This window comes from Micromonospora sp. CNZ295 (assembly GCF_004217535.1).
In genome coordinates this window covers 3857494-3876796 of the sequence record NZ_SHKZ01000001.1, presented here as the reverse complement: position 1 = coordinate 3876796, position 19303 = coordinate 3857494, and the positions used below count along the sequence as shown (strand labels likewise).

The 19303-nt window shown below is 75.4% G+C and carries 15 protein-coding genes and 1 pseudogene; 9 read left to right on the top strand and 7 right to left on the bottom strand.

The annotated features are described in order from the left end of the window. Positions 1–6: 6 nt before the first annotated feature. The 3 genes from EV376_RS18260 (at position 7) to EV376_RS18250 (ending at position 3705) form a co-directional block, all read left to right on the top strand. Complete coding sequence (locus tag EV376_RS18260) at positions 7–1356, top strand: FAD-dependent monooxygenase (protein WP_130324863.1); 1350 nt, start codon at positions 7–9, stop codon at positions 1354–1356. A gap of 214 nt (positions 1357–1570) precedes the next feature. Then, on the top strand, positions 1571–2353 hold the full coding sequence (locus EV376_RS18255) for a helix-hairpin-helix domain-containing protein (protein WP_130324861.1): 783 nt from the start codon (positions 1571–1573) through the stop codon (positions 2351–2353). A 221-nt stretch (positions 2354–2574) separates the two neighbouring features. Then, a complete protein-coding gene (locus tag EV376_RS18250; RefSeq protein ID WP_486482680.1) occupies positions 2575–3705 on the top strand; it encodes a low temperature requirement protein A in 1131 nt (376 codons plus the stop codon). Positions 3706–3748: 43 nt separating this feature from the next. Here the strand turns inward: EV376_RS18250 and EV376_RS18245 are convergent, their stop codons facing one another. Beyond that, on the bottom strand, positions 3749–4576 hold the full coding sequence (locus EV376_RS18245; protein ID WP_130324857.1) for an L-threonylcarbamoyladenylate synthase: 828 nt from the start codon (positions 4574–4576) through the stop codon (positions 3749–3751). A gap of 168 nt (positions 4577–4744) precedes the next feature. Here EV376_RS18245 and EV376_RS18240 point away from each other — a divergent pair, with 168 nt between their 5' ends. Further along, positions 4745–4951: a hypothetical protein gene (locus EV376_RS18240; protein WP_130324855.1), complete on the top strand. Its 207-nt coding sequence runs from the start codon at positions 4745–4747 to the stop codon at positions 4949–4951. Positions 4952–5125: 174 nt separating this feature from the next. Continuing rightward, the gene (locus tag EV376_RS18235) at positions 5126–6085 is read left to right on the top strand and encodes a TIGR03557 family F420-dependent LLM class oxidoreductase (RefSeq protein ID WP_130324853.1); all 960 of its coding nucleotides are present in this window, start codon (positions 5126–5128) and stop codon (positions 6083–6085) included. 54 nt (positions 6086–6139) lie between these two features. Here EV376_RS18235 and EV376_RS18230 read toward each other — a convergent pair whose 3' ends face one another. The 4 genes and pseudogenes from EV376_RS18230 to EV376_RS18215 form a co-directional block, all read right to left on the bottom strand. Further along, on the bottom strand, positions 6140–7723 hold the full coding sequence (locus EV376_RS18230) for a right-handed parallel beta-helix repeat-containing protein (protein WP_130324851.1): 1584 nt from the start codon (positions 7721–7723) through the stop codon (positions 6140–6142). A gap of 224 nt (positions 7724–7947) precedes the next feature. After that, a pseudogene (locus EV376_RS18225) lies at positions 7948–8451 on the bottom strand (amino acid transporter); the annotation flags it as partial. Between the two features lie 464 nt (positions 8452–8915). Continuing rightward, the gene (locus tag EV376_RS18220) at positions 8916–9686 is read right to left on the bottom strand and encodes a DUF5995 family protein (protein WP_130324849.1); all 771 of its coding nucleotides are present in this window, start codon (positions 9684–9686) and stop codon (positions 8916–8918) included. A gap of 150 nt (positions 9687–9836) precedes the next feature. Then, a complete protein-coding gene (locus tag EV376_RS18215) occupies positions 9837–12737 on the bottom strand; it encodes a LuxR family transcriptional regulator (RefSeq protein WP_130324847.1) in 2901 nt (966 codons plus the stop codon). 302 nt (positions 12738–13039) lie between these two features. On the opposite strand from EV376_RS18215, the gene EV376_RS18210 reads away from it, so the two are divergent. Then, a complete protein-coding gene (locus EV376_RS18210) occupies positions 13040–15259 on the top strand; it encodes an AAA family ATPase (RefSeq protein WP_486482679.1) in 2220 nt (739 codons plus the stop codon). Positions 15260–15394: 135 nt separating this feature from the next. Here EV376_RS18210 and paaI read toward each other — a convergent pair whose 3' ends face one another. Beyond that, positions 15395–15772, bottom strand: a complete 378-nt coding sequence (paaI, locus tag EV376_RS18205) for a hydroxyphenylacetyl-CoA thioesterase PaaI (RefSeq protein WP_130328720.1) — start codon at positions 15770–15772, stop codon at positions 15395–15397. Positions 15773–15800: 28 nt separating this feature from the next. Further along, the gene (paaK, locus tag EV376_RS18200; RefSeq protein WP_130324845.1) at positions 15801–17108 is read right to left on the bottom strand and encodes a phenylacetate--CoA ligase PaaK; all 1308 of its coding nucleotides are present in this window, start codon (positions 17106–17108) and stop codon (positions 15801–15803) included. Positions 17109–17476: 368 nt separating this feature from the next. On the opposite strand from paaK, the gene EV376_RS18195 reads away from it, so the two are divergent. The 3 genes from EV376_RS18195 (at position 17477) to EV376_RS18185 (ending at position 19183) form a co-directional block, all read left to right on the top strand. Continuing rightward, positions 17477–18238: a class I SAM-dependent methyltransferase gene (locus EV376_RS18195; protein WP_130324843.1), complete on the top strand. Its 762-nt coding sequence runs from the start codon at positions 17477–17479 to the stop codon at positions 18236–18238. Positions 18239–18344: 106 nt separating this feature from the next. Then, entirely contained in the window at positions 18345–18827 is a 483-nt protein-coding gene (locus tag EV376_RS18190) for a FluC/FEX family fluoride channel (RefSeq protein WP_130324841.1), read from the top strand. Further along, on the top strand, positions 18824–19183 hold the full coding sequence (locus tag EV376_RS18185) for a fluoride efflux transporter FluC (RefSeq protein WP_130324839.1): 360 nt from the start codon (positions 18824–18826) through the stop codon (positions 19181–19183). The genes EV376_RS18190 and EV376_RS18185 overlap by 4 nt, the downstream gene beginning before the upstream one ends. Positions 19184–19303: the final 120 nt, after the last annotated feature.

The following is a 19303-nucleotide window of genomic DNA, read 5'->3' as shown; positions in this document are numbered from 1 at the left end:
GACGGCGTGTCCGCCAGCCGACCGCACGTCCTGGTCATCGGCGCCGGCACCGGCGGGCTCTGCCTGGCGCAGGGGCTGCGCCGGGCCGGGATCGGGGTGACCGTCCACGAACGGTACCGCACGCGCGGCGAGGGCCTGCTCGGCTACCGCGTCGGCATCGGGCCGACCGGCAGCCGGGCGCTGCGCGAGTGCCTGCCCCCGGAACTGTTCCGCACCTACCTGGCCACCTGCGCCCGCTCCCCCCGGTACTTCAACGTCATCACCCAGCGGCTGCGCCAGACCGCGTCGTTCCCGCTCCGCCCGGACACCGACCCGGTGAACACCGAACGGTCCGTGGCCCGGATGACGCTGCGCCAGGTCCTGCTCACCGGGCTGGAGGACGTGGTCCACTTCGACCGGACCCTCACCCGGTACGAGCAGCGCGACGACGGCACCGTCACCGCGTACTTCGCCGACGGCGACAGCGTCACCGGCGACCTGTTGGTGGCCGCCGACGGCACCCACTCCGCGGTACGCCGCCAGTACCTGCCGCACGCCGTCACCCGGGACGCGGGCACCATCAACGTCGCCACCCGGATCCCGCTGACCGACGAGGTCCGGGCCCTGCTGCCGGAGCGGGTCGGGACCGGCATCTCCCTCATCTTCGGCACCGGCGGCGTGATGGGCGTCCTGCACGTCATGGAGTTCCCCTGGGCCCGCGACGGCACGCTCAAGCCGGGCCTCGACCCGGCCGACGCGGTGCTGCTGGAGCAGTGGCCGGGCCGGGCCCACGACAGCACCCGCGACAACGTGAACCTGGTCGTCTGGAGCACGGCCCGACGGTTCCCGCCGGACGTCCTGCACCGCCGCGGCGCGGACCTGATCCGCGTCGCGCTGGACCTGACCCGCAACTGGCACCCGCACCTGCGCGAGCTGCTGGCCCGCGCCGACCCGGCCAGCGCGTTGCCGATCAAGGTGGCCACCAGCGAACCCGTCGCGCCGTGGAAGAGCAGCACGGTCACCCTGCTCGGCGACGCCATCCACACCATGACACCGGGCCGCGGGGTGGGCGCGAACACCGCCCTGCGGGACGCCGCCCTGCTGTGCCGGCAGCTACGCCTGGCCGCCGCCGGGGAGAAGACGCTGCTCCAGGCGGTCGCCGACTACGAGGCGGTCATGGTCCCGTACGGGTTCGCGCGGGTCGCCGACTCCCTCAACCGCAGCGGCACCAGCGGCGACGACCGGATGTACAAGCCGGTCGTCGGTCGGCTCGCACTGCTCGGCGCCCGCGGCTACTTCGGCGTGACCAGCCGGGTGCCGCGGCTGGCCCGCCGGTTCGTCGACGACTTCTACACCTACCGGGGCGAGGAGGACTGAGCAACGCCGATGTGGACCCCCGGTGGCGACGCCGGGGGTCCACCCGCGTCGGTGGCCGGTTCGGCGACGGACCGTCGCGTCGCCAGCACCCCCGGTGCAACCCGTCCCACCTGCGGGACCGGTCCTCGGCCCGTGCTGTCCTACCGCACCGGCCATGTGGCAAGCTGCGGCGAGTTTTCCTCGACTGTCTCGCGAACCGATAGGGAGGTCTGCCGTGGCATGGTCGGACTGGCTGTTGCTTGCCGTGGCTCTGCTGCTCGTTGGCGCCGTCGCCGGGTGGGTGGTCCGGCGCCGGCGGGACGGTGCGCCGGCGGCGACCAGCGTGGACGCTGAGCCGGCCGGCACCGCGGTGGTGAGCGAGCCCGCTCCCGCCGCCACCACCGACGACGGACGCCCGGAGGCGACCGTCGACCCGGCGCCCACCGCGGTCGCCGATCCGGTCACCGTCGCGGAGGGCGGTGCCGACGCCACCGTGACCACCGCCCCGGACCCGGTGGACCACGCCGACATCGCGCTCACCGGTGACCCGGTGCCGGCGGCCGAGCAGGCCACGCCGGCCGGTACCGACGGCGCGGCGGCCGAGCCGGTCGCCGCTGTCGAGCCCGAGCCGGTCGCCGAGCCCGAGCCGGTCGCCGAGCCCGAGCCCGCGCCGGTAGCCGCAGCGCCGGCCGCCGCGGAGCCCGAGCCGGTGACCGTGCCGGCGGCCCGCGGGCCGGTGGCCACCCCGCCGGTACGACCGACGGCCGACGCCGCCGCGACCGACGACTTCCGCCGGATCCAGGGGGTCGGGCCGAAGATGGCGGCGGCGCTGCACGCGGCCGGCATCCGCACCTACCGGCAGCTCGCCGAGCTGGACGAGCCGGCGCTGCGGGAGACGATCCGGGCCGCCGGCCTGCGGGCCGCGCCGGGCCTGGCGACCTGGCCCCAGCAGGCGAAGGTGCTGGCCGGCGCCGCGGAGGCGACCGTCCTGCCCGGCGGGAGCGGCGCGGACGCCTGACGGCGGCCTCGGCGATGCCCCCGCCGGCCGGCGGGGGCATTCCCGCAGGGCATTTCGCCTATACCGGGCGTACATCCGCACGGGCCTCGCTACCGTCGGCTGAGGCGGCCGGCCGGCCGCGCCGATCCAGGTGCAGGAGTTCGTCCGTGCAGTCCGCCTCGCCGGGGCCGGTCCCCCGCCGGGGCCGGCCACCGACACGGGACCAGGAGTCACCCCGCCGGGTGACCCTGCTCGAACTCTTCTTCGACCTCGTCTACGTGGTCGCGCTCGCCCTCATCTCCCGCACGCTGGTCGAAGAGATCGACTGGCTCGCCGCCGGCCAGGGGCTCGTCATCCTCGCCGCCGTCTGGTGGACCTGGGCGATCACCACCCTGGTCACCGACATGTACGACCCGGAACGCCCGGAGATCAAGCTGCTGATCGCGGCGGTCATGTTCGGCGCGCTGCTGATGACCACCGCCATCCCGGAGGCCTTCGGCGCGCGGGGCCTCGTCTTCGCCGGCACGTACGTCGCCATCCACCTCGGCCGGGGCCTGTTCCTGATGCCGGCCGTCCGACATCACCGCCAGACCCAGAAGCGCGCCGCCCGCATCTTCATCTGGTTCGCGGTCTCGGCGGTCCCGTGGATCGTGGGCGCGTTCGTCTCCGGCAACGCGCGCCTGGTCCTCTGGGCCCTCGCCCTCGCCATCGACTACCTCGGCTTCCGGCTGGCGTACCCGGTGCCGGGGCTCGGCGCGGTGCCGGACACCCAGCGCAACGTCACCGCCGAGCACCTCGCCGAGCGCTACCAGCAGTTCTTCATCATCGCCCTCGGCGACGCGATCCTGACCATCGGGACCATGTTCAGCCTGGAACGCCGCGAGGCGGAGAACATCGCGGCCTTCTCCGTCGCGTTCGGCACCACGCTGCTGCTCTGGCGGATCTACGTGCACAAGTCCGGCGAGCTGCTGCCGCTGGCGATCGCCACGGCGCGGAACCCGAGCCGGTTCCTCTACACCGCCCCGTACACCCATCTGCTCATGGTGGCGGGGGTGGTGGTCACCGCCTCCGGCTTCGACCTGGTGCTGCACGAGCCCGACGGCCGCACGCCGCCGGCCTGGGCGGCGCTCATCCTCGGCGGTCCGGCGCTGTTCCTGGTCGGCCGCTCCATCTTCGAGTACGAGGTGTTCAGCCGCGTGTCGCTGTCCCGCCCCGGTGGGCTGCTCGCCCTGCTCACCCTGTCGCCGGCCGTGCTGTTCCTGCCCACGCTGTTCGCCTCGACCGTGGCCATGCTGGTCCTCGCCGGAGTGGCGGTCGCCGACGCCCGGCGCAGCCGCGGCCGCCCGCCCGAGGCGCCGGCGCCACCGCACTGACCGGTTCGCCGCGTCGGACGCTCGCCGCTGATGGCCCGGCCGGTCACACCAGCGCCGCGGCGTACCCCCGGACCGGTAGCCGGCGGCCCGCCGCCGGACCGAGCCGGACCTGCAGTCCGAGCGGCGCGGCGGCCCGCCGCACGTCGTCGACGTGCAGGGAGCCGTGCCGGTCCACGATGAGCACCGGCGGCTCCTCCGGGTCGCCCTCCGGAGCGTGGAACGACAGCAGGGTCACCGAGCCCGGCAGGTGCCGGGGGTACGCGGCCCGCGCCGCGGCCTCGTCCAGGTGGGCGAGCACCACCAGGTCGGGCAGGTGGGCGAAGTCGGCGGCGACGCCGCTGGCCTTCCAGTGCGCCGGCTCGTCCACGGCGCCCGTGCGGTGCCGGGACCGGTTCGCCGACGTGATGTGGAGATGGTCGGTGCCGGCCTCGGCGGCGGCCCGCCGCAGGAAGGCGTTCGACGGGCAGCGGGCCCCGGGCGCGATCACCTGGACCGTGCGGATCCCCCGGTCGTACCGGGTGAGATGCGCGGGCAGGCGGTCGGCGGCCGGGCCGCGGAAGCCGAACGGCCCGGTGGCCCACAGCGTGTCCATCAGCTGCCGGATCCGGCCCACCGGCAGCCGGTGCGGCAGCCGCGACCAGTCGAACAGGGCCGGGATGCGCTCGGCCGGGGCGGTGAGGCTGCCGACCTGGTCCGGCGGGCGCCCCTTGGCGAGGTTGGCCCGGCGCACGGCGACCGCCTCGGGCCGGGTCACGATGGCATAGAAGTTGCCGAAGCCGGTCGCGACGACCGCGCCACCGGCCACGGCCCGGGCCGCGGCGTCGACGTCCTCGGGGCGGTCCAGTTGCAGGTGAGGTGTCGGGACGTCCATGAATCCTCCAGCGAGGTGCCGTGTAGCAGGTTCTACGCCGGTCCGCGGGCCCGTGGACCCGCTCGGTCGTCGATCCGATAGCGGAGCCCGCCCGGCGGCGCCGTTAGCCGCGGAAGGCGAATGGGTACAAGGGCTGCACCTCGAAACCACCACCCCCGGAGGCACACCATGCGTGGCACGTCGATATTCGGAGTCCTCGTCGTCATCTGGCTGCTGATCGGCGCGATCGCCGCCGGCCAGCGGGGCTACTACTCGGGCGACGACACCAACTGCGCCGAGGCCGGCACCATCCTGGTGACCATCGTGGCGGGGCCGCTGAACTACATCGGCGCCAACCCGAAGGTCGACTGCGAACTCCCCCAGCCGTCCCAGTAGGACAGATCCTGCCCGGCCCGGTCCGGCACGCGCCCGATCATGAGGTTGGCGGCGGGTGGATCTCCTCCACCCGCCGCCAACCTCATCGTCGTCTCGTGGGCGGTTGTCACAGCCCGTAAAGCGTCCTAGGGGGCTGGGTGGGTTTGTGGCCGGAGCGGGTGGGAAGGGCGCGGCATGCAGATCGGCTACAAGCTGGCCGCCGAGGGGTACGGGCCGCGACAGATGATCGACCAGGCGCTCCGGGCCGAGCAGGTCGGCTTCGACTTCGTCGAGATGAGCGACCACTTCCACCCCTGGCTGGAGACGCAGGGCCATTCCTCCTTCGTCTGGAGCGTCCTCGGCGCGATCGCCGCGCGGACCAGCACGCTCCGGCTGGCCACCGGCGTCACCTGCCCGACCGTCCGCTACCACCCGGCGATCGTCGCGCAGGCCGCCGCCACCCTGGCCCTGATCTCCGAGGGGCGGTTCACGCTGGGCGTGGGTGCCGGGGAACGGCTCAACGAGCACGTCGTCGGACAGGGCTTCCCGGGGGTGCGCGAACGGCACGACCGGCTGCGCGAGGCGCTGGAGATCATCCGGCTGCTGTTCCAGGGCGGTTGGCAGTCGTACGGCGGCCGGCACCTGCGGCTCGAGGACGCCCGCCTGTTCGACCTGCCGGACCCGCCGCCGCCCATCGCGGTGGCGGCGAGCGGGCCGGAGTCGGCCGCACTGGCCGCCGAACTCGGCGACGGGCTGTTCGCCACCGAGCCGAAGGCCTCCATCCTGGACCACTACCGGTCGGCCGGCGGCAGCGGTCCCCGCTACGCCGAGGTGCCGCTGGCGTGGGCACCCGACGACGCGGCCGCCGTGCGGGCGGCGCTGGAGACCAGCCGGTGGCTGGTGACCGGCTGGAAGGTGATGAGCGAGCTGCCCAACCCGGTGAACTTCGACGCGGCCAGCAGCCACGTGGAGGAGCACCACGTGCGGGAGCTCTTCTCGGTCGGACCCGACCCGGAGGTGCACGTGGCAGCCGTCCGCCGCTACGTCGAGGCCGGGTACGACCACATCGTCCTGCAGAACGCCGGCCCCGACCCGGACGGCTTCCTGGACTTCTTCGCCAACGAGCTGAGCGACCGGCTGCGGGCGCTGGGCTGACGCGGCTCCGCGCCGGGAGCGGAGGAACCGTCCCCGGCGCGGAACCGACCGGCACTACCGGAAGCAGTGGGCCACCGGCACCCGGGTACCCACGCAGTTGGTGGGCTCGTTCTCCATGACCACCGACGCCGGGTCCAGCCGGGCCTGGGCGCGGTCCACGTGCAGGCCGCCGGCCGGCTGCGACGCCCGGTTGCCGACGACGGTGCTGCGGAAGAGGGCGACCCGGCCCAGCACGGCGGAGATGCCACCGCCCTTCGAGGCCGACTCGACGGCGTGGTTGCCCCGCACGGCGCTGTCCCGGACCACCAGGTTCGACTTCTCGGCGTGGATGCCGCCCCCGTTGCCGTGGGCGGTGTTCCCGAGCACCACGCTCCGGTCCAGCGGCACGAGCCCCTGGAAGGCGTGGATGCCGCCGCCGTTACCGGCCGCGGTGTTGTTCCGGATCTCCATCCCGCGCAGGAAGATCAGGGCGTCCGAGTTCGCGATGCCGCCGCCGGTCTGCGCGCTGTTGCCGACCACCGCGCTGTCGGCGACCCGGGTACGGGCCGAGAAGCTGGCCAGCCCACCGCCCTGCGCCGCCCGGTTGTACGCGAAGGTGCTGTCGTGCACCTCCGCCGCCCCGCGGTAGTTGCCCAGCCCGCCGCCGTACGCCGCGGCGGTGTTGCCCTTGAAGGTCGAGGAGTGCAGGGTCAGCACGCCGCCGTTGAGCAGGCCCCCGCCCTTGCCCGCCCGGCCGGCCGCGTGGTTGTCGATGAACGTGCTGTCCCGGACCACCATGTTGCCGTCGTTGAAGAGACCGCCACCGCCGCCCTCGGCCGAGAGGGAGGTGCTGCGCACCACCGTGACCCGCTCGATCAGCGCCGACGCTCCGTGCACGACGTGGACGGCGCCGCCCTCGGCGGCCGAGCGTCCGCCCACGAGCACGACGTCGCGCAGGGCCAGCTCACCGCCGTCGCGGACCGTGAAGAACCGGAACGCCTCGGCGTCCCCGGCCCGCTCGATCGTCGCGCCCGCACCCTCGATGGTGACCGGGTGGTAGATGACCGGCAGTCCGGCCTTGTCGTCGGCGGGGTTGCGGGGCGGGGCCTCGGCGTCGCCCGGGTTCTCGGCGGTGTCCGCCGCCTCGCGCGCGTCGCGGATGCCGCCGTCGTACTCGTCGGGCTGCTGGAACGCGTCGGTCAAGGTGTACGTGCACTTGGGCGAGAGCCGCAGGGCACCGCCGCCCTCGGCGTTGACCCGCACCAGCGCGGCGATCAGCTTGCCCGCGTCGCAGGGGACGAGCGCCCCCCGTGCCGGCCGTTCCCCCTCGTCCCGGCCGTCCGGGCCGGCCTCCGGGCGCTCCGGCCCGTCCCCGCCGGTCTCCGGGCGCTCCGGGCCGTGCCCGCCGGCCTCCGCGTGCTCCGGCCCATACCGCCGGTCGGGCCCGTCCCCCCCGGCCTCCTGCCGGTCACGGTCGTCCGGCACGGCGGACGCGCTCTCCCCGCTGTGCGGGAGGTCGTGTGCCGCGGCCGGGCCGGCCATGCCGACCAGTCCCGCCGCTCCGGCTACGATGCCGCTGGCCAGCAGCCCGCTGGCGAGCAGTCGCCGGGACCGTCGGCGCGCCCGCGACGGTCGCCGGGTGTCGTGATACGTGGACATTCGAAGCTTCCCTGCCTCTCCCTCGTGCGTGACCCGACCGCACCGATCCGGGCGACGGGGCATCGACCTCTCGGCCGGCACCGAACATCACGTTACGGGCACGAAACGGGCAAACACGCAATAAGCGAACGATTCACCCATTCGCCTTCACGTTGCGAATCCGGGCCGCTGGGCCTGCTCGGCGACCGGGTCGGGACGCTGCCGGCGCCCCCGAGCGCCGGCGGTCAGCCGCCGACGTGGATGCCGGGGCGGCGGGTCGGGTCCGGCTCGCTCTCGCGGAGGATCTCCCGGACCACCGGCGGGGTGTCGCCCCGACCGAGGATGAGGTATCGCAGCAGGTGCGCGATCGGGTTGCCCTCCGACCATTCGAAATGGGCGTGCGGGCGGACGCCCGTCGCGTCCCGCAGCGCCAGCAGGATCGCGGCGATGGCGTTCGGCACCGCCGGGCTGCTGGCCCGCAGCACCCGGAAGCCACCCACCTCCACGCCACGTACGCGCAGCACGTCGCTGAACGTCGACGGGTCGACCACGTCGATCTCCAGGAAGAGCACGTCCCCCTCACCCGGCACCGGGTTCATCGCGCGCTGCGCCCGCTCCTTGACCGTGTACTCCTTGACCGCCACCCGGGAGGGCCGGTGCGCGATCAGGTGCAACCGGCCGTCGTGCGCGACCGACTCGGCCACGAACCGCCGCGCCGGCGCTTCGTCGGCCGGTGGCCGCGCTGCCCTTGCCCGTCACCCATCCGCCGTCATTCTCCGGGTTCGACGGCAGGCGGGCGGACGGCGGCAGCCGGGCGGATCGGGCCGAGCGGAAGGCGCGCGAGCGCGCCGTTCACCGGCGGCCGTCCCGGCCGGAGCGGCGGGTGTCGCCGGGCCGGACGGGACGCGGTCGGACGGCGGGTCGGGGGCGGGGTCGGGCGGCGGGCCGCCGGGCCGGGCACGTCATGGCGCGCGCGTACCCGGTGCGGGCCGGCCGACACCCCCCGGGCCGGCCGGCCCACCGGCCGCTCCCCCAGGCGGCCGGACCGGGTGCCCCGCCACCGCCGGGCCGCTCCCCTCCCGAGCGGCCCGACGGGCACCCCGTCGGTCGGCCGCCCCCCGGTCGGCCGGACCTGCCACCCGCCCTCGGCGGGTGTGCCGTACGCGTCCCCGCGCTCCACGCTGCCGCGGAGCGCGGGGACCCCCCGTCCCGGCTACTGCAGGAACGCCCCGAGGGGCGACAGCAGCAGCCGGCCGAGCAGCGCGGAGGTCTCATCCAGCCGCGCCCGCTCGCACTCGTGGGCGGTGGGATCGTGCCGGCACCGCCAGATCTTCTGCGCATTGCGCCAGGCGACATCGCGGGTGTACTCGACCAGCTCCCCCTGGTACCAGTCGTCGATGTCGCCGTTGAGCATGTCGATGAGCAGCTGCCACCGGTCGAGGTAGCCGCGCCGCAGACCGGGGATCTTGTCCGCGAAGATGTCATTGATCTTGAGGTAGTCGCGGTGCTGGTCGGTGCCGTCCACCGGCTCCGACTCCAGGCTGTCGAACGTCGTCACCAGCGCGAACGGCAGATCGTAGTTGATGTGCGCGTTGACACCGGCGGCCGCCGACGGCAACGGGCGGGCGTCCGGGCCGCGCATCCGCTCGAACAGGCACGACCAGGCCTTCGGGCAGCTCGGGCTGGAGTCGGTCCACAGCCGCAGCGCGTCGAAGTACCGGGCGGCGAACTCGACGTCCAGCCGGGACAGGAAGACCGGGTCGGCGAACCAGTCGTCGTAGAGCCCGTTCAGCACGCTCTCGGTGATGACCAGGTAGAGCTTGTTGAAGTCGGCCAGTGGGCAGCTGTCCATCAGGGGCGGGAGCCGGACCAGCATGTCCTGCAGCTTGGTCAGGTGGTCCACCACCGCCGGCACGTCGGCCGGATGGTCGGCGAGCAGGTCGACGATGTCCCGGTGCACGGGCCCCCAAACCGGATCGGTCATCTCTCCTCCACCTGCTCCCCACTCGTCACCGGTGCCGGTGACGCTGCACAGCCTTCCAGCCGACGGCGGTCGGCCGGATCAGTAGAACGACGTATACGTACGTACGCGACGGGCGTTCCGGCCCTCGGCGCCGGAGGCCGGGGACGGCCGTCAGGCCGGGCGGTTGCGCAGGAAGATCGCGCTCGCCTGGACCCGGGTGCGGACGTGCAGCTTGTCGAAGATGTGCGACACGTGCACGCCGATGGTGCGCTCGCTGATGAACAGCCGCTGGCCGATCTCCTTGTTGGTCAGCCCTTCGGCCACGGCCGCGAGCACCTCCCGCTCGCGGGCGGTGAGCACCGACAGCTCGTCGCCGCCCGGCACGGTGGCGGTCGCCGCCGACCCCGAGGCCGCGTCCCGGTCCTCCAGCGGCACCCGGGCCCGCCCGGCCACCGTCCGGATCTCCGAGGTGAGTGGCACGGCGCCGAGCCCCTGCGCGACCTGGTACGCCTGCCGCAGCAGCTTGGCCGCCGCCGCGCTGCGGCTGCGGCGGGCGAGCAACGCCTCCGCCTGCCGAAGCCGCGAGTACGCCGCCGGGTACGGATGGTTGCGCCGGTCCCACTCGGCCACCGACCGGGCCCACACCGCCGGGTCGTTGCCGTCGAGCCGGCTCACCTCGCCGGCGCAGAGCGCCAGGAACGCATCGACCACGCTGCCCACCGGGCGGGCCGCCGAGGCGGTCTTGCGGGCCACCCGGTCGGCGGCGTCGCGGAGCCGTCGCACCGCCGTCTCGTCGACCGGGATCGTACGGCTGCCCCGCGCCTCGGCCTCCGCGCGCAGGCCGTGCCAGATCAGCGCGGCGAGGATCACCAGGTCGTCGGAGCGGCTCTCGATGAGACCGCGCTGCACGGCCTGCCGGGCCAGGTCGTGCCGGCCCTCCCACATCGCCAGCCCGGCGCGCAGGGTGAGCAGCGGGATCACGTGCCGCGCCCCGCCGCCGGCGCACAGCGTGGCCACCGCGTCGAGGTCCCGGCCGGCGGCCTCGATGTCGCCGTACCCGACGGAGAGGCGGCAGCGGGCCAGCAGCAGCTCGACGGCGTCCGCGCCGGACGGCCGGTGCCGCAGCGCGGTCGCCACCACCTTCTCCGCCTCGGCCCACTGGCCGACCCGGAACAGCCCGTTGATGGCGATGGCGAGCAGCCGCGTCTCGTACGTCCGGCCGAGCCCCAGCTCGGCGACGCGCTCGGCACCCCGGCGGGCGACCACCACCCCCTCTTCCAGGATGTTCAGCGGGCCGGTGAGCAGCTCGGCCAGGTGCAGGTACGCACAGGCCACGTCCTCCGGGCGGCCGGCCCGTTCGGCGGTCTCCAACGCCCTGCGCATGACGGCCAGACCCGCGTCCGGATCCTCCAGGTAGGCGGCCGAGAAGCCCAGCGCCGCGCTGGCCAGCACCACCTCCGAGATCGAGCCCTCCACCGCTGCGGACAGCTCCAGCGCCTCCTTGGCCTGCCGGCCGGCATCGGCGTACCGGCCCAGGTGCAGCAGCAGCTCGGCGAGGTGGGCCGCGGCGGTGGCGCGCTCGCGGGGCGTGCAGTCGGCGGCGTCGAGGGCGTGCTGGTACTCCGCCTCGGCGAGGGCGGAGCGCCCGGCGGCGGCCAGGTAGCGGGCGCGGCGGATGTGCAGGCCGCACGCCGACCGGCCGGCGTCGGAGCCGGCCAGCTCCTCCAGCAGGGTCAGGGCCCGGGCGTGCTCGCCGCAGTGGTGCGCCGCCTCGGCGGCCCGCTCCAGCAGCGTGACGCGGTCGACGTCCGGCCCGACGCCGGGCGCCTCAGCCAGTTGCAGGGCGACCGACCAGTGCCGGTGCGCCTCGGCGTACCCGTGCAGCCGCTCGGCCTCCTCGGCGGCGGCCACCGCGGCCGGCAGCGCGCGGGCCGGCTCGCCCGCCAGCCGCCAGTGGTGCGCCAGCCGGGCCTGGTGCAGCTCGGCGGGCGCGGCGGTCAGCGCCTCCGCGTAGCGCCGGTGCAGGGCGGCCCGCTCGGCCGGCAGCAGCTCGTGCTCCAGCACCTCGGCGACCAGCCGGTGCCGCAGCCGGTAGCCCTCGTCGGCGCCGACCAGCAGCCGGTGCGCGACCGCCGCCCGGACGGCCTCGATCAGCTCGTCCTCCGGGAGCCGCACCACCTTGGCGAGCAGCCAGTGCTCCACCGGTTCCACGCCGGCGGCGACCGCGTGCACCACCGTGTGCGCGTGCTGCGGCAGCGCGTCCACCCGGGACAGGAAGATCTCCCGCAGTGTGTCGGAGAGCCCGTCCCGGCCGTCGCGCAGGTCGCGGGCCAGCTCCTCCACGACGAACGGGTTGCCGCCGCTGCGTTGCCACACCTGGTCGGCGGCGTCGGGCGGCAGCGGCCGGCCGACCACCGCCGCGGCGAGCTGCTCGGTGGCGGGCCGGTCCAGCGGGGCCAGGTCGAGCACCTGCACGGTCCGCAGGCGGCGCAGCTCGGTGAGCACCCGGCGCAGCGGGTGCGCGCCCTGCAGGGACTCGGCGCGGACCGCGGCCAGGACCGACAGTTGCAGGTCGCCCAGGCCGGCGAGCAGGTAGAGCAGGAGCTGCCGGGTGCTGCGGTCGACCCACTGCAGGTCGTCGAGGACGAGCACCAGCGGCCGCCCCTCGGCGATCAGGTGCAGGCCGCGCGCGACCCGCTCCAGCAGCGCTCCCGCGCCGTCGGGGCCGGCGGTCTCCTCGGCGAACATCCCGAGCAGCCCCCGGACCGCGGACGACGTGCGGGCGTGCGCGGTGGTCAGCTCGGCGTCGAAGCGACGCAGCGCCTGCAGCAGCGGATGCAGCGGGGAGGCGTCGCCGATGTCCAGGCAGGCGCCGGTGAGCACGAGGGCACCCGCGTCGCGCAGCCCGGCCCCCACCTCGCGCAGCAGCCGGCTCTTGCCCACCCCGCTCTCGCCGGTCAGGAAGACCGCGGCGGTGTTCCCCTGGGCGACGGTCCCGAGCAGCGCGGACCGTACCGCCTTGACCAGGTCGGCCCGGCCGACGAGCGGTGCACCGTCCACATCGCTGGCCATGGCACGCAGCCTAGTCACAGGTCCCCGGACCGTTCTACAGGCCTTTCGGCCCCCTGGTACTCATCACGTCGGCATTGCGACCAAAGGTTGCGGTCGGCAGACATACGTCGTTCGGCAGATCCCCGCTCGGCCCCGGGGTGACAGTCTCCGATCGTCGTCAGCCACCAACGGGGGAGAAAAGGGCAGGTGCGATGCCCATGTTCACCATCGCCGCTGGTCCGGGGCAGGTCGTCGGCCGGTCGAGCAGCACGGTCCCGACGCGTCCCATGAGGCGCGACGGCGGTCCACCGGGCCGGTGGCCGGTGCCGGAGGAGAGACGTACGGTCAGCGTCCTGTTCGCCGACATCGTCGGTTCGACGGGACTGGTCGACCGGCTGGACCCGGAGGACGTGCGGGCGCTGCAGCGGGCCTACTTCGACGCCGTCGCCGGGGTCGTCGGCCGCTGGCACGGCGTGGTGGAGAAGTACATCGGTGACGCGGTGATGGCGCTGTTCGGCGCGACGGAGTCCGACGGCTTCGACGCGTACCGCGCGGTGCGGGCCGGCCTGGAGATCCAGCACTCGCTGGACCGGCGGTCGCTGCTCGGGGGGCCGACGTTGCGGGTCCGGGTCGGGGTGGCGACCGGCGAGGCGGTGGTCGACCTGGCCGCCACCCGCGACGGCGCGCACGGCACCGCGAGCGGCGCGGTCATCACCCTCGCCGCGCGGCTGCAGGAGTACGCGCCACCGGGCGGGGTGGCCCTGTGCGCCGCCACCCACCGGGCCACCGGTGGGCTGATCGACCAGCGTCCGGTGCCGCCGGTCGCGGTCGCCGGCAAGGCGCTGCCCCTGGACGTGTGGCACGCCGCCGGCGTCGCCCGGCGTCCGCCCGCCCGGCACACCGGACCGCTGATCGGGCGGCGGCGGGAGCTCGCCACCGTCCGGGACCAGATCGTGCGGGCGGTCCGTGACCGCCGGCCCCGGTGGGTGGCGGTGACCGGCCCGGCGGGCAGCGGGCGCAGCCGACTGCTGCACGAGCTGGTCCGCACGGTGCCGGCCGTGGACGGCGTCCCGGTCCGCTGGTGCGTGGCGGCCTGCCCGCCGCACCCGGTGTGGCCGCTGGAGCCGGTGGCGGACCAGGTGCGCGCGTTCGCCGGGCTCGGCGCCCAGGACCCGCCTCCGGTGGTCCGGGCCCGCCTCACCGCCGCGCTGTCCGACCTGGTGCCGGCAGCACGCCGTGCCGAGGCGGCGTACGCGCTGGAGGGGCTGCTGTCCGCGCCGGACGCCGACGCCGACGCGCGTCGGGGGGCGGCGGTCTGGCAGGAGTGCCTGCTCGGCCTCGCCGAGCGGCAGCCGGTGGTGGTGGCGGTCGACGACCTGGACCGGGGCGCCGCCGAGCTGAGCCAGTTCCTGCGCCGGCTGCTCGCCGCGGCCCGGATCCGCGCCCTCCCGCTGGCGGTGGTGGCGCTGCACGCTCCGGAGTGGGCGGACATCCGGCCGGTCGACGGCGACCGGCGGTGCCGGGTGCCGCTGCCCCCACTGTCCACGCTGGAGTCGGGACGGCTGCTGCGGAACCTGCTGCACCGGGCCGGACGGCCCGCCCCGCTCGCCGCCACCCTGCTGCCGCTCATCCATGGGAATCCCGGGCGGGCCGCCGCGTACGTGGCGTCGCTCGCCGCCGGCGCACCCGGAACAACTCGGCTTCCGGTGCCCGACCCGGTACGCCGCGCCCTGGACGCCCGGCTGGACCGGCTCGACGGCCCGCAGCGGGCGGTGCTCATGGTCGCCGCCCTCGTCGGCGTGCCGGTCGACGCCGCGACGGTGGACCGCGCGCTCGGCTGGTCCCCCGGCCGGGCGGTGGCGGCGTTGCGCGAGCTGACCGCGCGGGAGCTGCTGGCGCCCCGGCCCAAAGGTCACGCGGTGGCGGACCCGGTGGTCGCCGCCGTCGCCGCCGCCCGCCTGACCCGGGCGATCCGCGCCGACCTGCTCGCCCGCGCCGGCCTCCCGGTCCGCGCGCACCTGTGCACCGGCGCCGACATGGCGCCGCCCGCACAACGGGCGGTGCGGGTGCGGACGGGCGCCGCCGCCGGCACCCCCGCCCACCCGATGCCCGCCGCCACCCCGGTTCGACCCGGTCCCGGCTCGCCGACCGCAGCACCGCTGCGGGCCGTGGTCTCGCCGCCGAGCGGGGCACCGGCACCCGGCGCCGGCACCGGGCCCGGGGGTGCCGTCCGGCGGCCGGTGGCCGGTACGACCGGGCCGGTGGGACACCGGGGTACGGGTTCGGCGTCCGTCCGGTCCGGCCGCGGCAGCGTCCACCCGGCCGGCGCCACCGCAGCGTCCCGCTCCCCCGCCGCGCCGGCCCGCGTCGACGCCCCGCAGTCCCGCTCCGCCGCCGCGCCGGCCCGCTCCGCCGGCCGCGTGGCCCGCCGCAACCCCGACGTCGTCGACCGGCGGCCCACCGCCCCCGGGCGGCACGGCCTGGCGGGGCTCCGGCCGGACTTACCCGACCCGCAGCGCCGCGTCACCGCACCGGCGGCCTGAGGCCGGGCCGCGCCGCGGGCGACGGCGAGCGGGCCGCCACCTGATCGGACACGTCCGAGCGGCGATCCGTCCGGCGTGTCGTGCCGCCGCGACGTATTCGCTCACCGTCGTGCGGCCGGTGCCCGGCCGCGCCGCTCACGCCCCGTTCAAGGTGCGGCTGCGGCCGCGGAACTCGGCGACCACCTCGCCGTCCGCGTCCCGGGTGACGGTCACGTCGTAGATGCCGCTGCGGCCGTACCGGGTGCGCTCGGTGGCTTGCGCGACCAGCAGATCGCCCTCGCGCGCCGGCCGGACGAACGTGATGTCGCCCCCGGCCGCGACGGTCACCGGGCCGTGGCTGTTGCAGGCCAGGGCGAACGCGGTGTCGGCGAGCAGGAACACGTAGCCGCCGTGGGCGATGGCGTGCCCGTTGACCATCGCCGCGGTCACCCGCATCCGGGCCACCGCCGTCCCGGCTCCGGCCTCGACCAGCTCGATGCCGAGCGCGCGCGAGGCGACGTCGGCGTCGAACATGTCGTACGCGGCGTTGCGTTCCCCCACGTCACCCGCCCCGCCGCTGGTCGACGATCCGACGCATCTTGCCCATCGACCGCTCCACCCCGTCCGGGGCGAGCACCTCGACCGTCACGCTCACCCCGATGGTGTTCTTGACCAGGCCGACCAGCTCGGCGCCGGCCCGGTCGGCCGCCGCCGGGTCCGCGCCGGCCCGCCGCTCCACCTTCACGGTGAGGGTGTCCATCCGCCCCTGCCGGTCGAGGACGCACTGGAAGTGCGGGGACAGCTGCGGCGCACGCAGGATCAGCTCCTCGATCTGGGTCGGAAAGACGTTCACCCCGCGCACGATCATCATGTCGTCCGTCCGGCCGGTGATCTTCTCGATCCGCCGCATCGGCCGCGCGGTGCCCGGCAGCAGCCGGGTGAGGTCACGGGTGCGGTAGCGGATCACCGGCATCGCCTCGCGGGTGAGCGAGGTCAGCACCAGCTCGCCGCGCTCGCCGTCGGGCAGCACCGCACCGGTGACCGGGTCGATGATCTCCGGGTAGAAGTGGTCCTCCCACAGGTGCAGGCCGTCCTTGGTCTCCACGCACTCCATCGCGACGCCGGGGCCCATCACCTCGGACAGGCCGTAGATGTCGACGGCGTGCATGTCGAGGCGGGCCTCGATCTCGCGGCGCATGTCCTCGGTCCACGGCTCGGCGCCGAGGATGCCGACCCGCAGGGAGGTGGACCTCGGGTCGACGCCCTGGCGTTCCATCTCGTCGACCACGGCCAGCAGGTAGCTGGGGGTGACCATGATGACGTCGGGTTCCAGGTCGCGGATCAGCAGCACCTGCCGCTCGGTCATCCCGCCGGAGACCGGGATGACGGTGCAGCCCAGTTCCTCGGCGCCGTAGTGCGCGCCCAGCCCGCCGGTGAACAGCCCGTACCCGTACGCGACGTGCACCCGGTCGCCCGGCCGGCCGCCGGCGGCGCGGATCGAGCGGGCCATCAGCCGCGCCCAGGTGCGCACGTCCTCGGCGGTGTGGCCGACGACGGTGGGCCGTCCGGTGGTGCCCGACGAGGCGTGCAGCCGGGCCACCCGCTCGCGCGGCACGGCGAACATCCCGTACGGGTAGTTCTCGCGCAGGTCCGCCTTGGTGGTGAACGGGAAGCGGGCCAGGTCGGCGAGGTCGCGGCAGTCGTCCGGATGCGTGCCCGCGTCGGTGAAGGCGCGGCGGTAGCGGGGCACGTTGTCGTACGCGTGCCGCAGCGACCGGCGCAGCCGCTCCAGCTGCACGGCCCGAAGTTCGTCGACGCCCGCCCGCTCGATCGGCTCCAGCTCCTCCGGGCGGGGCGTGCGGTCCTCCATCGCTTCCCTCCTCACGGCGCCGGGCGGAGGGAGCAACTCCGCCGATCTTGCGTACGGTACGCCCCGTTGCCGGCCGGGCACCACCGCACGAGGGGGTTACGGGCTGCCCGGGTCCAGGTTCCGCTCCCGCAGCAGGGCGTCGAGCTTGGCCTCGATCCGCTGGTCGGACTCGCGGGACTGCGACGAGCCCCAGTAGTAGAAGAGGGCGAGCCGGCGGCCTGCCAGACGGGCTGGAGGAACTCCGACTGCCAGTTCTCGAAGGTGGCCCGGCGGACGGACCGATCCGGGAATCGCCTTGCTGTCGCAGTTGCAAACTAATGGCAAGAAGGTCTGGACACGACGCGTCCGGCGTAACTAGCCTGAGGCGTATGACTCCTTACATCTCGGATGCGGCGGCCTGGCAGGAGAGCTGGGACCGCCAGCAGGAGGCGTACCTGCCGGACCGGGAGCACCGGTTCACCGCCATGCTGGACGTGGTCGACGCCGTCCACGACGCCGACCGCCCGTTGCGCCTACTGGATCTGGCCGGGGGCACCGGCAGCATCTCGGCCCGCGCGCTGCGGCGCTTCCCCGACGCGCGGATCACCCTGGTCGACCTCGACCCGGCACTGCTCGCCCTCGCCCGGGCCGCGCTCGGCGACCGGGTCACCATCGCCACCGCCGACCTCGGCCGGCCGGACTGGCTCGACGCGCTCCCCCACCGGGAGTACGACGCCGTCCTCACCGCCACCGCACTGCACTGGCTTCCGGCGGACCGCCTCACCGGCCTCTACGCCGAAGTGCGCGACCTGCTGCGGCCCGGCGGCGTGCTGCTCAACGCCGACCACATGCCCGACGACACACTGCCCGACCTGACCAAGCGCCTGCTCGACCGGGCCCGCACCCGCCGGGAGGCCCGGTACGCGGCCGGCGCCGTCCTCTCCTGGTCGGAGTGGTGGGAGCGGGCGGGCGCGGACCCAGCCCTCGCGCCCGCCGTCGCGGAGCGGCACCGGATCTACCCGACCGGGCACAGTCCGGAGTGGAACCCGCCCGTCTCCTGGCACCTGGCGGCGCTCGGCGAGGCCGGGTTCACCGAGGTCGGCACCGTGTGGCGGGGTGGCGCCGACGCCGCGGTGGCCGGCGTCCGCTGACCGCGGCACCGACGGCGCGCCGGGGCGTCCCGCGGGTTCCGGCGCTGGCCGGCGTACCCGCCGATAGGGTGGCCCGGTCGCCGGACGGCGCGGAAGGAGCGGGCGGGTGTCGGGACCGGAGCAGCGCCGCGTCGACCCCGACGTCGACCTGCGGGTCCCCGCCGACCGGGCGGAGCTGCCCGCCCGTCCCGCCGCGGTGCTCGGCGCCGTCGCGGCCGGGGGCGCACTCGGCGCGCTGGCCCGGGCCGGCCTCGGGCACGCGTTCCCGCCCGGACCGGCGGGCTTCCCCTGGGCGACCTTCGCGGTGAACCTGAGCGGCTGCCTGCTGATCGGCGCGCTGATGGCGGTCCTCGCCCGGTACGCCGGGCCGGCGCTGGCGCGACCGTTCCTCGGCGTCGGGGTGCTCGGCGGCTACACCACGTTCTCCACCTACGCCGTCGAGGCGCAGCAGCTCGTCGTCGCCGGCGCCCCGGCGACCGCCCTGGCCTACCTGGCGGTGACCCTGGCCGGCGCGCTGCTCGCCGTCTGGGCCGGGCATTCGGCCGCCGGCCGGCTGACCCGCCGGGAGCGGGTCGGGGGCGAGCGGTGACCGCGCTGCTCATCGCGCTGGGCGCGGCGGTCGGTGCGCCGCTGCGCTACCTGACCGACCGGGCGGTCCAGGCCCGCCTCGGTACGGCGTTCCCCTGGGGCACGCTTGTCGTCAACGTGGCCGGCTCCCTGCTGCTCGGGTTCCTGGTCGGCCTCCCGGTCCCGCCGGCCGCAGCCGCGCTGCTCGGCACCGGTCTGTGCGGGGCGCTGACCACGTACTCGACATTCGGCTACGAGACCCTGCGCCTGGCGAGCACGGGCCGGGCCCGAGCCGCACTGGCCAACGCGCTGCTCAGCGTCACCGTCACGGTCGGGGCGGCCAGCCTGGGCTACGGCGTGGCCGCCGCGCTGCCGTGAGGGCCGGGTCGACCGGCCCTGCCGTCGCTCCAGCTAGGATCGGCCGGATGGCCGCCGGCCGGGTCTGGCTCACCCCGTTCGACCCGGACCCGGCCTGGGTGCGGCCGTCCGTCGCGCTCG